The organism is Brevundimonas huaxiensis, from assembly GCF_014218725.1.
Lineage (GTDB): Bacteria > Pseudomonadota > Alphaproteobacteria > Caulobacterales > Caulobacteraceae > Brevundimonas > Brevundimonas huaxiensis.
In genome coordinates, this window is record NZ_JABBJE010000001.1 from 161,937 (window position 1) to 176,134 (window position 14,198).

Sequence of the window (14,198 nt, forward strand, 5' to 3'; positions counted from 1 at the left end):
GCGGATAGCGCCTGATCGTCGTCGCCAGAGACCGAACTTGATTATTTCAGTGAAATGACTTATTTCAGCGTGATGATGAAACAGGACTTCTCAGTGAAAGAGACCGAGAGGGCGGTAGCGGAAGCGCTGCGGGAAATCCTCAGCGGTGTTCCTCTCGTGGATTTTTGCTCGATCAAGTCCGAGGTCGAGACGCCAGCTGGTAGGCACGTAGACTTCATCGCCGATATCGCCATCGATGCTCGCCCGTACAAGATCCTTTTGGAGGTCAAAAGCTCGGGCCAACCGCGCGCCATCCGTGGGGCGATCGATCAAGCACGCCATGCCGCAGAACGGGTCGGAGGCAAGTTCGTAGCGGTCGTGGGAGCGCCCTACATCGCGGACGCCGCCCGGCGCCTGTGCGAAGAGGCCGGGGTGGGCTGGATCGATCTCGCGGGTAACGTCCGCATCGTCGGCCCGGGCCTCTACATCGATCGCCAGACGACCGAGAAGCCCAAGGCGGTTGCGCGCGAGCTAAAGTCGCCGTTCGCGCCGAAATCGGCTCGGGTTCTCCGTTGTCTTCTTGAGACGCCCGGCCGAGCCTGGAAGGTGACGGACCTCGCCGAAGCCGCCAATGTGAGCTTGGGCCAGGTCAGTAACGTCCGGCGCGCGCTGATTGATCGTGAGTGGGCCTTGGCCGACTCTGACGGGCTGCAACTCACCGATCGCGAGGGGCTCCTGCGCGGCTGGCGAGAGAGCTACGAACCGCATGTGGGCGAGCGCCGACGATACTACACGACCTTGCATGGCAAGCGGCTGGATGTGGCGTTGCGAGACGCCCTGCGTGAGGCCCAGTCCTTAGGCCGGGCCGCAGCCATGTCCTTCACGGCAGCCGACTGGTGGGCGCCCTACGCCCGTGTGCCGATGACCTACCTCATGGCCGAACCCGGCGCCCTGCCGGCCTTGGTCGAGCATCTTCAGCTCAAGCCCGCCGAAAGCGGGGCCAATGTCGAGATTCTGATCCCCGACGAGGCCGAGCTGCTCGACAATCTGCGTCAGCCCGCGCCGGGTTTCTGGACGACCAGCCCGCTGCAGACCTACCTCGACCTCGGGACGGGTGGCGAACGCGGACAGGAGGCGGCGGATCATCTGCTCGCCAGCGTGTCGCAATGGTGAAGTCGGAACCGCAGAGCGCGGCGGACTACCCCGCACGTAGCACCGCCGCCGTCCGCCAGACCCTCGTCGAGATCGGCCAGATTCTAGGCGGCTATGAAGGCAAGTTCGCCGTGGTCGGCGGCGCCGTGCCGTGGCTGTTGCTCGAGCCGGACGACATGGTCCATGTCGGGACCTTCGACATCGATCTCGCGCTCGACCCGGTCGCGCTCGGCGACACCGAGTACGCGGATCTGGTGCACGCGCTTCAGGCCCATGGCTACGAGCGTGGCCCGGAGGATCGGGCGTTCCAGCTAACCCGGGAGGTTCCCGCCGAAGACGACGGTCCCCCGATCAAGGTCGTCGTCGACTTCCTAATGCCGCGGGATGCGGAGGTGCCGAAGCGGGAGCGGCCGCTCGTGAAGGACTTCGCGGTCCAGAAGGCGCATGGGGCCGACTTGGCGATCGACTTTCAGGCGCTGATCGAGATCGAGGACCGGATGCCGGGACGGTCCGGGACCAACCGCGTGAAGATCGCGGTGGCCTCGATCCCGGCGCTTCTCGGCATGAAGGGGCATGCCCTCGTCGGCCGCTTCAAGCGCAAGGACGCCTACGACATCTATTATTGCGTCAGAAACTACCCGGGCGGCCCCGAAGCCCTGGCAGAAGCCTGTCGGCCCCTGTTGGAACGGGCCAGCGCCCTTCAGGGCTATGAGAAGATCGCCGGCAAGTTTCGGGAGGTCGACGACCATGGACCGACCTGCGTCCGCGAGTTCGTAGAGGCCAGCGCGGCCCTTGGTGCCCGGACCCAGGAACAGTGGCAGACGGACGCGTTCGGACAGGTGCGGGCCTTCCTCGACGCCCTCGGGCTCTAGCCGCCTGCGAGCGCCAGTTCCTCGGCCGTATACTCCGCTGATCCGCCCTGGATCGACTTGAACGCCTTCTTGTGGGCCGCAGACGGGATCGGCAGGGATTCGGCCTGCAAGGCCCCGATCTTCTCCGTCAGCTCCGAGAGGCGCGACCGTAGCGCCTCGACGTCCATCATGCCGATGTCGATCTGGACGAACTGGCGCAGAGCGCGCCGGAGGATGCCGTAGGAGACGCCGCTGCGGTGGTGTTGCGCTGCGCGTTCGGAAGGGTTGAGGAAGGTCATCAGGGCCGTGATGGCGGCGCCGACAAGCGCCAGCGAACCGCCGATGGCTGGGTCCATCTTCGCTAGAAAGGTGGCGCCGGCGGTGGTGCCGATGAGCGCGGCAGGAATGCCGAGTCCGTAGGTGCGGCCGCGCCAGGCGCTGGCGGACTCGAAATGACCCTTCTCCGAATAGAGCGCGTCTACGGCCAGTCGTCGGGCCTCTGCCAGAATGGCCTCGCGAGGGTCGCTTGCAGTCGGGCTGACGGTATCGGTCATGACAAAGGTCCAATCGCGGAGCCGAACAGCGACCGCCATTCCACGCCCGCCCGGCGGTCGGCGTTTACCGCCTCATACTGACAGGCGCGCTGGGCGGTCGCCAAGGCCGTTCGCGCTCGCGAGGCCCAGGCGTCGCCGATCGACACCCACGCGCCGGTGCCAGGCATCTGGATCGAGCCGCCGACATATCGGAGCATGAACTCGAAGAAGTCGCGGACCATCCAGTCCTCATAGCCCGCGGCCGCGTGCTGCCAGGATTCGAGGAAGGCCACGGCCAGCCGCTCGAGCATGAACGACTTGATCGGCGCATGGGCGTGACGCTGCCACTGCTTGGCCATACGGATCAGGCGGCAGGTGGCGCGATCCGACTCTTCAAGCGCCGAGAGTTCAGCCCTGGGATCCGTTGTCCGGTATGAACCGCCGCCATTCGCATCGGCGATCAGATATTGGCCCGTGTCGAGACGGAAGGCCGGGATGACCTCGACAGGCATGGTCTCGAAGGGGACGACGACGACCTGGCCCTCTCCGCGGATCGCCGTTTGAGGGTAGGTTTGCGACAGCGCCGAGCGAACTTCCTGCAACAGTTGGGACTGCCGCTTGCCCGTGCGGGCCTCGTAGCGATGGAATACATCGACAGGCATGCAGAACAGAACGTCTATGTCGTGCGGCGGGGCCACGCGAGCGTCTTGGCCCAGGAGCCGATCAACAGGCTGTTCTGCGTCGCGTCGCCATGACCGTAGTACCAGCGGTTCAGCGCGGTCCGAACGCCCGCCTGCTTGCGCGCCCCGTCAGCCGCCTGCGCATCCGTGATTCCCAGCCGCTGAATGAAGGCCGAGAAGCGCGGTCCAACGAGCATCCACCCCGGCGAGGGCATTGGCGGAGCGGGCGACAGCGAGACGAGGAAGCTCAAGGGCGGATCGGGGATCGGCGGCGAAGTGTCGGCATATCGCCGATATAGGGAGCCTCTGCGCCGATGCGAGAGCCGGGCGCGCTTTGGGAAACTCGCGCTCGGAGACAGGTCGCCGCGTCTCTGTGGTTGAAGTCGGCCGGCCGCCTTGGCGCGCGGGCACGAACGCGGGTATAGAGCCCGCTCGGCTGGCGGGCGTGGCGAAATTGGTAGACGCAACGGACTTAAGCTGAGGATTGAGTGCGCCGGGGGAAATCCCGGACGTAGAACCGCTCAAAGTCGGGGAACCCTGTCAGATGGCGATCCCGAGCCAAGCCCGTCCCCTTGGACGGGAAGGTGTAGAGACTAGACGGGCGGCGCCTAAGGCTTCGGCTACGGCGAAGGGATAGTCCAGACCACGAACGCCATCCGGCGGCGGCGAAAGTCGAAGTGGTAAGAAAATCCGTCGGGCTTTGCCCATGCCGGTTCGACCCCGGCCGCCCGCACCAACCCGAATTCGGTGAACGTTGCGCCTTGAAATGGCAAGGGCCGGTTCCGATCTCTCAGGCCCCCCTGAGAATGGAGGATAAGAAACCATGGGAGAAGCCCGCACCCCGCTGTTCGCCTACGTCGATGAGTCCGGAAACACCGGAAGGAACATCTTCGATACGGCGCAGCCCGACTATTACACCGCCGCCTTGGTCAGCCGCGGCGACTTCGACCGGAACTATGGCGACCAGGTTCGAGCCATCGCCGGGAAGGTCGGCGCCACTGCCATCCACGCGAACGAGCTCGGCCTCGGGCGCCTGGGCGGTGAAGGTGCCTCCCTGGAAGCCTGCGATGAAGAGGGTCGTCTCGCTCTACCTGCCGACCAGGCTGGTTCGCCGATCGTTGAGTGTCCACGGACAAATGAACAGTCAGATCGTGCCCGACCTAGATGGTTCGAGACTCGCGCGTAAGGTAAAAACGTGCAATCTCAGCTTGGTGTCGCGACGGGGCGTTAAGCGACGAAATGCCACCGCGATCCTAGGTTTCGGTCCTAGAAGCGCATCTGCTCGTCCCGACCCGCGCTGCCGGATTTCTGCGGATCGGACAAGAAGCCAGGCTGCAGGTCGAGGCCTTTCCCTTCCAACGTTTTGGTTTCGTGGAGGGCAAGATTATGGATATCGCAACGACTGTGACTCGTCCGGGGAGGCCGCCTTCCCAGTCGAACACCAAGAGCCGGTTTATGAAGTCCGCGTAAGGCTCAATCGGGATTATGTGAACGCTTATGGGGATCAGCGAGCTCTTCAGCCCGGTATGGCTCTACGGGCTGATCTGCCGATCGATCGCCGAAGACTCTGGCAACAGCTCTTTGATCCGTTAATCGCCGCTGGGAAGCGGGCGGGGTAGGTGGGATAGGCTGGGTGAAGCTGTCGTCTGCGTGAACGGTGTCGAACCTTTCAATCAGAAAGGGCGAGGGAGGCACCAAGCACTGCGCCTAGAAACGCGATCCTTCAAACACTACCTCGGGGAGGCGCACCCTTACCAACGCTTGCTCAGGGTCAGGCGGGCCGTTCGCGGGGCCTGCGGATAGATCTGGGAGAAGCCGCCGGTGATGAAGATGGTCTCGTCGGTGACATTGTCGACGTTCAACCGAGCCTCATACCCATCGGCGAAGGCATAGGCGGCGTTCAGGTCCACCCGGGTGTAGCCCGGCAGATCGAGATTGTTGCTGGTGGTGGCCGCCTGACTGGAGGCGTGGAAGACGCCGCCGCCGATCGTCAGCCCGGTCAGGGAACCGTCGAACGCCCACGAGGTCCACAGGGCGGCCTGATGATCCGGGACGCCGGCCAGCCTGTTGCCGACGATGAAAGCGTTGGTGTCCTCGGCGATCTCGCTGTCGCTGTAGGCGTAGGAGGCAACGACGGTCCAGGGATCGAGAGGCCGCGCCGACGCCTCGGCCTCGATGCCGCGCACGCGAATCTCGCCCGCCTGGATGACCAGGTTGAAGTCGACGGGGTCGGAAACCACGGCGTCGGTCTTGGTGATCTCGAAGGCCGACAGCGTCAGTTCCGCACGGCCATCGAACGCCAGCGCCTTGGTCCCGATCTCGAACTGCTCGCCGCGGGTAGGTTTCGGCGTCAGGCCGCTTTCCAGCAGACCTGCGTCGCCCTCGTTGCGCGAGGATCTGGCCCAGCTGCCGTATATCGACCAGTCCGGGGTCAACAGATAGGTCAGGCCGGCGCGGGGCGAGAACGGGCGGTCGGTGCGGCTGACGCCCGGATCGACGAAGTCGGCGGTGAAGGCGTAGGTCTCGACCTCCTCAAGGCGCCCGCCCAGCAGCAGGCGCCAGTTGTTCCAAGCAATCTCGTCCTGAACATAGAGGCCGGTCGAGGTGTAGTCGTAATGGCTGTCGCCGACCGGGAGGTAGCCCGTCGGACGGCCGGTGCGGACGGGGTTTAGCAGATCGATCGGCTGGCCGTAGGCGATCTGGCCGTCGAGATAGGAGAGCTCGTCCCGGCTGTGATCGAGACCGATCAGGAGGCGGTGGGTGAGCGGCCCCGTGACGACCCGGCCGTAGAGCTCGGCCTCCAGGGTCAGGTCGTCCTGGGATTCGTCATAGCTGACGAAGCTGCGGTTGACGGTCGTGCCGGAAAGGGGCGGGAAGCCGTAGTTGAAGAACTGCTCCTCGGGCACATCCACCGCCGAAACGAAGCCGCCCAGGCGCAGGCGCCAGTCGGCGTTCAGGCGGCGGTTGAACTCCAAGCCGGCGACCCACTGCTCCTTCTCGATCCGCATGAAGTCCTCGCCGTAGTTGCGGCTGACCGGCTGATCGAGGAAGGCGGCGTTGTTGCCGAAGCCGCGGTCGAAGGCGGCGTCGCGCTGGAGATATTCCAGCCGGGCGAGGAGGCTGGTCTCGGCGTCCGGTCGCCATTCCACGACGGGCGAGATGTAGAGCTGCTCGTTGTCGACCAGGTCGCGATAGCTGCCGGCGTTCTCATAGCCGATGTTGAGGCGCGCCAGGACCGTGCCGTCGGCGGTGATCGGCGCGTTTACGTCCAAGCCGCCGCGCCAGTAGTCATTCGACCCGCCGACGACGAAGGCCTCCCCGCCCGACCAGCCGAAGGGTCGCTTGGAGACGAAGTTGACTACGCCGCCCGGTTCGAAGCGGCCGTAGAGGGCCGAGGCTGGTCCCTTAAGCACCTCGATGCTCTCGACGCCCTGCAGGTCGATCTCCGGCTGACTGACCGACTGGCGGAAGCCGTCGCGCAGGGTGGAAATATTCTGGAAGCCGCGAATGCGGAACCGCTGGTTGCCCGAGAAGCCGATGGTCCGCTGGACGCCGCTGACCGTCTCCGCGGCCTCGCCGATGTTGGAGACATTGCGCAGGTCGAGCAGCTCGCGCGACACGATGTTGACCGTGAAGGGCGTGTCCAGGATCGGGGCGCCGGTCTTGGTCGCGGTTTCACCGGGGACTCTGCCGAGCGGGCGGCCGAAGACGGTAATCTCGTCCAGCTCCGTCGCGTCGTCGTCCGCCGTGATTACTGGTGCGTCCTGGGCGAAGGCTGGCGCCGCGAACAGGGCGGCGAGGCTGGCGGTGGCGAGCAGCAGTTTCATGGGGTCCCCCGAGCGATTGGTCGGGCTTGTTATGCTATAACATTGCGTTTAGTCACCCCTGGGGACGGCTTTTTCTGTTCCGCGTGGGACAGGAGGCGGCGAGACATGCTGAGACGATCATTCCTTCTGGCCGCCGGCGCGTCAGCGCTCTCGGCCTGTTCGGAGAGCGAGGTCGGGGCGCCGCAGACGGGCGCCGGCGCCGGGACGGCGATCCCGCTGAGGCATGCGCGCTACCTCACGCTCGAGCGCCACGACGGTTACACAGTCGCGCGCTTAAGGGCTCCGGTGGCAGACCAAAGCGGCGGTCAGGCGCGCGAGCAGGAAGCCGTGCTGGTCTTGGCGCCGCGCGGGGGCGGCGAGCCGCGTCTGCCTGCCGCGTTGCGGGACGCTACGGTGATCCGGACGCCCGTGATGCGGGTTGCCGCCAACGCCAGTTCCGACGAGGCCTTCCTAGGCCAACTCGGTGTCAAGGATCGGCTGGTGGCTGTGGGCGGTCGGGTGTCTTTCGACGACGATGTGCGTCGCGGCGTCATCGAGGGCCGCATTGGCCAGATCGGGTACAATTGGCACGCGCCGCCCAACCTCGACGTCCTGCTCGCTGCGCGGCCCGATGTCTTCCTGATGCGCCTGTCCGATCTTGCGCATACCCCGGTGCTGGATCGGGCGCGACGGCTCGGTCTGACGGTGGCGCCGACTTTCGCCGAGGACGAGCCTACCTACCTGGGCCGCGCCGAGTGGATCCGTCTGCATGGTCTGCTGACCGAACGTGAGGCCGAGGCTGAGCGCCTGTTCGACCAGATCGAAGCGCGGGTCGAAGCCTTGAAGACAGTCGCAGCCTCGCGCCCGGCCGTGCCGACGCTCTGGGCCTATCCGGCCGGCGGCGATCGCTGGGTCGCAACCGTCCGTGGGGCGGAGCAGGCGTATCTGGCCGACGCCGGCGGCCGCAACCTGCTGCTTCGGCCGGAAGACCCGCGTAAATGGTCATCCGAAACCCTGGCCACCGAACAGATACTGCAGGTGGCGGACCAAGCCGAGGTCTGGATCGTCGGCGACCTCCACGCGGCCCCGGCGCGCAGCACATCGGTGGAGGGCGTCTCGCCGGCCTTCCGCGCCGGACGGTTGTTCGCCAACACCGGTCGCAGCAATCTCCCGGCCAACGCCTATGACTGGTACCAGACCGCCTTTGTCCGGCCCGACTGGGTGCTGGCGGACTTCGTGAAGGCGCTGCATCCGGATTTGGTCAGCGAGCCCTTCCGCTTCCTCAAGCCGGTCACTCGGGGCGCCTATCGATGACCTCCGCCTTCGCTCGGCCTGCGCTTGTTGGAGGGGGGGTGACCCTTGTCCTCCTCGTCGTGATCCTGACCAGCCTGATGATCGGTCAGGTCATGCTCAGCCCGGGAGAGGTGCTGTCCGGCCTGGGCTCGATCGGATCGGGGTCGATGGAGTCGCGCATTGTCGTTGATCTTCGGTTGCCTCGGGTGCTGGCGGCCGTAGTCGGTGGAGCAGCCTTGGGGCTGGCTGGTCTGCTGATGCAGACCCTGTTCCGCAATCCGCTGGCGGATGCCTGGTCACTTGGTTTGATGGCGGGGGGGCAGTTCGGTGCGGCCCTTGTCATCGTCGCCGGCGCTGTCGTCGGCCCCGGCTTCCTGATGATCCTGACCGGGTTCGCTGGATTGGGCGTCGTCGCCGGCTCGGTATTGGGCACGCTGGGCGTTGCGCTGGCCATGAGCGCCATGGCCCGCCGCGTCGGCACGGTGACTCTGCTGGTGCTGGGCCTCATGCTGGGTTTCCTCGCCCAAGGGCTGATCAGCGTCCTGCTACACTTCACCAACCGCAGCCAGGGGCGGATTTTCGCGGCCTGGAACGACGCCACCTTCGCCAATGTGCTCTGGGGCGACTTCGTCACCCTGGCGCCCCTGCTGGCGATCGGGCTGATCGGCGCCGTCGTGTTGGCCAAGCCGCTGACTGCTCTCCTGTTGGGCGATGTCTATGCCGAGAGCCTGGGCGTGAACGTGCTCAGGCTCCGACGACTGGTGCTGGGGACGACGATCCTGCTCGCCGCCCCTGTGACGGCCTTCTGCGGTCCCGTGGCCTTCGTCGGCCTCATCGTGCCGCATCTGGCGCGTGGAATTGTCGGGTCTGCGCGGATCGGAGCCCTGATCCCTGCGACGGCTCTGATCGGGGCGGTGCTGGCCCTAGCAGCGGATTTGGTGGTCCATCTGCCGTGGGAGCAGCATTTCCTGCACCTCAACGCCATCCTGGCGTTGATCGGCGCCCCGCTCGTGATCGTCCTGCTGCTGAAGTCCCGCAGTCTGTGCGGAGGGGAGGTCTGATGTACGCAATAGACCGTCTTCAGATCGGATACGGGAAAAACGTCCTCTCGACGCTTGAGCAGGTTGTCGTCGAACCCGGCGAGTTCATCTGCCTTCTGGGGCGAAACGGCCAAGGCAAGTCCACGCTGCTGCGGACTCTGGCGGGCTTCATACCTCCGGTCGATGGCGAGGTCCGTCTTGATGGACGGCCGGTGCGGCAGTGGGCCGCTGCCGAGCGAGCGCGAAAGGTCGCCGTGGTTCTGACCGACAGGCCGCAGGTCGGCGCGCTCCGCGTTCATGAACTCGTCGAGATGGGGCGTCAGCCTTACACCGGTTGGACTGGCGCGCTGTCTGACGAGGATCGGGAGATTTGCGGATACGCATTGAAACAGGTCAATGGCGGCCATCTGCGTGACCGCTATGTCGACAGTCTGTCGGACGGCGAGCGACAGCGGGTCATGATCGCGAGAGCTTTGGCCCAACGTCCTGAGGTCATGTTGCTGGACGAGATCACCGCCTTCCTGGATCTGCCCAGTCGCGTAACCATCACGGCGACCCTGCGGCGGATCGCCCGCGAGACAGGTGTCTCAATCATTCTGTCCAGCCATGATCTGGAGCTATCGCTCAATGCCGCCGACCGGATTTGGCTACTGCCGGGCGAAGGCCGTTTTATCGATGGCGCGCCCGAGGATGTCGCCCTGTCAGGTGCTATCGGCGAGGCGTTCGACCAAGCCAATCTGGCATTCTCGCTTCAGAGCGGCCGGTTCGAAACGCGTGGGACCAACCGTGGAATGGTTTTCATCGAAGCCGACGGTCTTGCGGCCGTATGGTTGGGACGCGCCGTCAAGCGGATGGACTTTGGGGTCAGCGGATCCCAAGCAGAAGCCGACGTTGTCATCCGCCACTCGACGGAGGGCTATGAAGTTGATGGCGAGACCTATTTGACGATCCAGTCGCTGAGCAAGGCGCTCATCCACCAGCTTGGATAGGGTTCCTGTAGCGTCGCCTTTTGGCGTCGATCAGAATGTCCAGTTCTGGCGCCTACCAGCCCTCACTGGGCAGGGTGTGTTGAGGCGTCCGGCAGGCCGGAGGGCTGCACTCAACTTACACATTCTCTTACACATTCATCGGTGACGTGATAAAAACACGCAGAGTATCAAATAGTTGATGCTGGCGTGTGTGACTTAAAATCTGCCGGACGAAAGTCCTTGCCGGTTCGATCCCGGCCGCCCGCACCACTTCGAACGCTACTCGATCAGAACGGGAAGAAGATCGGGATGGCGACCATGGCGGCGATCCAGGTGATCAGGTTCAGGGGCAGGCCGACGCGGACGAAGTCCATGTAGCTGTAGCCGCCCATGTTGAAGACCAGCACATTGGTCTGGTAGCCGAACGGGGTGGCGAAGGCGGCAGAGGCCGCCATCATGACGCACACCAAGAAGGGTCGGGGATCGACGCCCAGGCTTTCGGCCAGGGCTACGGCGATGGGGGTGATCAGCACCGCAACGGTGGCGTTGGACAGCAGTTCGGTGGCGAACAGCGTCACGCCGTAAAGCACGATCAGGGCGCCCAGCGGCCCCAGGGGTCGGATCACGCCGATCAGACGGTCCGCGCCGGCGGACGCCAGCCCCGTCACTTCGATCGCCGTGCCGACCACAACCATGCCGGCGATCAGCAGCAGGATTTCGGGGCGCAGTCCGGCATAGGCCTCTTCGGGCGTGATGACGCGCAGCAGGATCAGTCCGACGGCGCCGGCGAAGGCCGAGGCGGCGATCGGCGCCCACCCCAGCGCGGCCGACAGGATCACCAAAACAAACACGCCCAGCGAGATCGCAGCCGGCTTCAGCCGTAGCGGACGATCAGCGGCGCCATACAGTTCAACGTCGCCGAGATGCGCATCGCCCGACCCATCGACCTGGTTTCGCGATCCGCCCAGGCGCGGCAGGCCGAACGGCAGCAGGCGCTTGCGGCGATTGATGGCCTCGGCCTCTGCGCGACGACGCGCCTCTTCCATTTCCGCCAGACGCGCGGCTTCCGCCTCGTCCATGGCGACCGATCGACCCAGTTGGCGCGCGCCCACGAAATAGAGCCACAGGCCACCAACGACCGCGATGGCCAAACCCACGGGCGTGATCTCGAACAGGCCGAAGACCGGCTGGCCGGCGTTACGGGCCATGTCGTTGACCAGCAGATTGGTCGATGTCCCGATCAGCGTCAGCAGACCGCCCATGACCGTGACGTGGCTGAGCGGCATCAGAAAGCGTTTGGGCGACAGGCGCAGCGACTGGGCCACGTCGCGGATCACCGGCGCGGCCAAAACCACCACAGGGGTGTTGTTCAGGAAGCCGCCGACCGAACCGCACAGGCCGATGACGATCCAGATGCCTCGCGCGCCGATCCGGGCGGAAAGCTGCGTCGCCTGTCGGATCAGCCAGCCCAAAAGACCGGACAGTTCGATGGCGTAGGCGATGACGAACAGACCGGCCAAAGCGATGACTGCGGGACTGGCGAAGGCGCCCTGCACCTCGACCGGCCGCACCACGCCCAGCAGCAGGAGGACGGCGGCGCCCGTCAAGGCGACGACATCGGCCCGCACCTTGCCGTGAATCAGGACGCCCACGACGGCGACGAGCACGGCGAGGGCGGCGATCTGGTCGAAAGTCATGATGCTGTGCAGACCGTCCCCCATCGTTCGCGTCAACCTTTTTCGGATGAGCGCATCCCCCTCAGCGGTTCGCGTGTTAGGGTGGTTCCATGCTCGAAACGATTGCGTCGCCTAAGTCTTCGATAGTCGCGCTTGCGGCGTCCCTGCTGGCGCTCGCCGCCTGCCAGCGTGAGCCGCAGCCCGCGCCCGCTCCGGCTGAGAAAACCGAAACGCCGCCGGTGGTGACCGTCGCGCCAGCGCCGGTGCTGGACCGCGCCGGCCTGCTTGAAGCGATGGACATCGCCGCCTCGGCCTTCGCCGCAGGGCGAGAGGTCGGGGGCGCGTCTCTGGTCGGGCGACGCTTCGTCGTCCGCCAGGCCTTTGGCTGCGGGGCGCCGAGCGAGGCTGCCGAGGCTGCGGCCGATGGGCTGGCGACGGTCGCCTGGGCGAAGGATCGCCAAAGCCTGAAGTTCAGCCTGGCGCCGGCGGATTGGCTGCAGTCCGGTCTGGTCGGACGCGACGACAGCGGCCTGGAGGCGGTCGAGGGGTTCTGGCTGGCTCGGCCCTGGCTGCGCACCGAGGCCTGCCCGGCGATGGCGCCCGGCGCCTCTGCTTCAACTCAGGCCTCGCCTCAGACGGCGGGGCTGGCCGCCGTATTCAAACCGAACGGCGCTCGGACCGGGCGCCGAAACGGCCGCGCCTATGAGTTCACCTTGCGTGGCGAGGACGGCCAACCCCCCGTGCCGTCGGCGCAAGGATACCGTCTCGTCCTGGAGGGGCGGATGACCGCCTTCGCCGACGGCCGCGCCATCCACTGTCGCGCAGCCGCCGCCGATCAACGGCCGGTTTGCATCGGGGCGGTGCAACTGGACCGCGTCGCCTTCGAAGACGCCGACGGCCAGATGCTCAGCGAGTGGCGCGACGGTTAGGTCTAGAACAGACTGACCGGGAAGCCGATCAACCCAGACGATTGCAGGTGCTCAATGCCTTCCATGACGGGGATGGCGGCGAGGAAGACCAGGCCGTCGCGCAGGGTGCGGACGAAGAAGGCGGGACGGATGGTCAGTTCCTCGGCGTCGCGCCAGCGGGCGGGATTGGGCAGGAAACGCGGCGTGCGGGCGCAGTAGGCGGCATAGGGCGCGCCGAAATGTTCGCCCAGCCAGGCTTCTTCGCGACCGACCGTGCGCAGGAAGACCAGGAAGGTCGCCACGGCGAAGATCGCGCCGATCGTCACGCTGCCGGTCTGTGCGCCGACTCCGAAGGCGCCGATGAAGCTGAAGACATAGAGCGGGTTGCGCGTGATGGAATAGGGGCCGCGATCAACGATCTCGGCCTTCTTGCGTCCGCCGATATAGAGCGAGCACCAGGCGCGGCCGACGATGGCGACGATGATCGCGGCCAGGCCCAAGGCCTCGACGCCCTCGTGCCATTCGCCGTCTAGGGCGGCGACCGAGCGGACGCTGGCGGTCAGGACGATGAGGGCCAGAAGAACCAGACCGGCGAACCATTTGCGACGGCGCTGAACGACGTCGAGCGACAGGGCAGGGGGAACAGGGCTCATGATGGATCTGTTCAGTGATGCTGCTGGGCGCGAACAAGCAGGGCGCGGGCCTCAGCCTTGCGACCACGGTCGGCTACGGCCCGGCCGGGACGGGCAGGGGCGTCGATGGCCTTTTGCAGATAACGGGCGGCGCCGTTCCAGTCGTGTTCGCGCACCAGCAGATCGCCCATGAAGAAGTTGGCGTCGACGTCGTTGGGCGCCATGGCCAGACCGCGCTGGAGGTAGTCGCGGGCGCGCTGGCGGTTGCCGAAACCGATCGGGGCGCCCGGCACCTGGGCGTAGAGCGAACCGAGGCTGACATAGACCGAGCCGTTCAGCGCGCGCGGGTTGATCCGCTCGGCCTGTTCCAGTTCGGTGCGCGCCTCACGCACGAGGCCCAGGGCGCCGATGCCGCCCTTCAATCCCGCTTCCGAAGCGGTGATGATGGCGTCCCAGACCAGAGGTTCGGCGCGGTTGGGGCATTGGGCCACGACGGCGTCGGCCTGGGTGTTCAACCGCGCCATTTCCGCCATTCGGACGCCTTGCGGGACCTCGAAATTTACATGGTCCCATGACTGCTGGAGCCCGCGCGCGCGGTCGTCGCAGGCGTCGGCGTGGGCGACGGAGGCGACCGTCAGGGGGGCGGCCATCAGGGCCAGGGCGAACAGGGCGGTCTTCAT

14 protein-coding genes are annotated in these 14,198 nt (G+C 65.9%); 7 read left to right on the forward strand and 7 right to left on the reverse strand.

Going from position 1 to position 14,198, the window contains the following annotated elements:
• Positions 1–93: 93 nt before the first annotated feature.
• A complete protein-coding gene (locus HF680_RS00780; RefSeq protein ID WP_205195867.1) occupies positions 94–1,152 on the forward strand; it encodes a type IV toxin-antitoxin system AbiEi family antitoxin in 1,059 nt (352 codons plus the stop codon).
• Positions 1,146–2,003, forward strand: a complete 858-nt coding sequence (locus HF680_RS00785; RefSeq protein ID WP_185223776.1) for a nucleotidyl transferase AbiEii/AbiGii toxin family protein — start codon at positions 1,146–1,148, stop codon at positions 2,001–2,003. Before HF680_RS00780 ends, HF680_RS00785 begins: the two co-directional genes overlap by 7 nt.
• On the opposite strand, the gene HF680_RS00790 is transcribed toward HF680_RS00785, so the two are convergent.
• From HF680_RS00790 to HF680_RS00800, 3 genes are read right to left on the reverse strand one after another with little or no spacing between them, the layout of a single operon-like run.
• Entirely contained in the window at positions 2,000–2,536 is a 537-nt protein-coding gene (locus HF680_RS00790; RefSeq protein ID WP_185223777.1) for an SLATT domain-containing protein, read from the reverse strand. The two genes, HF680_RS00785 and HF680_RS00790, sit on opposite strands and share 4 nt — an antisense overlap.
• Positions 2,533–3,213, reverse strand: coding sequence for an SMODS domain-containing nucleotidyltransferase (locus tag HF680_RS00795; protein WP_185223778.1), 681 nt, complete (start codon positions 3,211–3,213; stop codon positions 2,533–2,535). The genes HF680_RS00790 and HF680_RS00795 overlap by 4 nt, the downstream gene beginning before the upstream one ends.
• Positions 3,192–3,446 (reverse strand): hypothetical protein, encoded by a 255-nt coding sequence (locus HF680_RS00800; protein ID WP_185223779.1) that lies wholly within the window; start codon positions 3,444–3,446, stop codon positions 3,192–3,194. Before HF680_RS00800 ends, HF680_RS00795 begins: the two co-directional genes overlap by 22 nt.
• 572 nt (positions 3,447–4,018) lie before the next feature.
• Here HF680_RS00800 and HF680_RS00805 point away from each other — a divergent pair.
• Positions 4,019–4,381 (forward strand): hypothetical protein, encoded by a 363-nt coding sequence (locus HF680_RS00805; RefSeq protein WP_185223780.1) that lies wholly within the window; start codon positions 4,019–4,021, stop codon positions 4,379–4,381.
• Positions 4,382–4,946: 565 nt separating this feature from the next.
• Here HF680_RS00805 and HF680_RS00810 read toward each other — a convergent pair.
• Complete coding sequence (locus HF680_RS00810) at positions 4,947–7,022, reverse strand: TonB-dependent siderophore receptor (protein WP_185223781.1); 2,076 nt, start codon at positions 7,020–7,022, stop codon at positions 4,947–4,949.
• 105 nt (positions 7,023–7,127) lie between these two features.
• Here HF680_RS00810 and HF680_RS00815 point away from each other — a divergent pair, with 105 nt between their 5' ends.
• Genes HF680_RS00815 through HF680_RS00825 form a run of 3 tightly spaced genes read left to right on the forward strand, consistent with a single transcriptional unit; the run spans position 7,128 to position 10,323 of the window.
• Positions 7,128–8,315: an ABC transporter substrate-binding protein gene (locus HF680_RS00815; RefSeq protein ID WP_185223782.1), complete on the forward strand. Its 1,188-nt coding sequence runs from the start codon at positions 7,128–7,130 to the stop codon at positions 8,313–8,315.
• A gap of 38 nt (positions 8,316–8,353) precedes the next feature.
• Positions 8,354–9,355 (forward strand): FecCD family ABC transporter permease, encoded by a 1,002-nt coding sequence (locus HF680_RS00820; RefSeq protein ID WP_205195868.1) that lies wholly within the window; start codon positions 8,354–8,356, stop codon positions 9,353–9,355.
• Positions 9,355–10,323 (forward strand): ABC transporter ATP-binding protein, encoded by a 969-nt coding sequence (locus HF680_RS00825; protein WP_235968840.1) that lies wholly within the window; start codon positions 9,355–9,357, stop codon positions 10,321–10,323. Before HF680_RS00820 ends, HF680_RS00825 begins: the two co-directional genes overlap by 1 nt.
• A 266-nt stretch (positions 10,324–10,589) precedes the next feature.
• Here the strand turns inward: HF680_RS00825 and HF680_RS00830 are convergent, their stop codons facing one another.
• Complete coding sequence (locus HF680_RS00830) at positions 10,590–11,999, reverse strand: SLC13 family permease (RefSeq protein ID WP_185223785.1); 1,410 nt, start codon at positions 11,997–11,999, stop codon at positions 10,590–10,592.
• An 89-nt stretch (positions 12,000–12,088) separates the two neighbouring features.
• Here HF680_RS00830 and HF680_RS00835 point away from each other — a divergent pair, with 89 nt between their 5' ends.
• Positions 12,089–12,907: a hypothetical protein gene (locus tag HF680_RS00835; RefSeq protein WP_185223786.1), complete on the forward strand. Its 819-nt coding sequence runs from the start codon at positions 12,089–12,091 to the stop codon at positions 12,905–12,907.
• 2 nt (positions 12,908–12,909) lie between these two features.
• Here the strand turns inward: HF680_RS00835 and HF680_RS00840 are convergent, their stop codons facing one another.
• Together HF680_RS00840 and HF680_RS00845 are read right to left on the reverse strand one after the other, a co-directional pair.
• Entirely contained in the window at positions 12,910–13,539 is a 630-nt protein-coding gene (locus tag HF680_RS00840; RefSeq protein ID WP_185223787.1) for a methyltransferase family protein, read from the reverse strand.
• A gap of 11 nt (positions 13,540–13,550) precedes the next feature.
• Positions 13,551–14,198, reverse strand: a complete 648-nt coding sequence (locus HF680_RS00845) for a tetratricopeptide repeat protein (protein ID WP_153922598.1) — start codon at positions 14,196–14,198, stop codon at positions 13,551–13,553.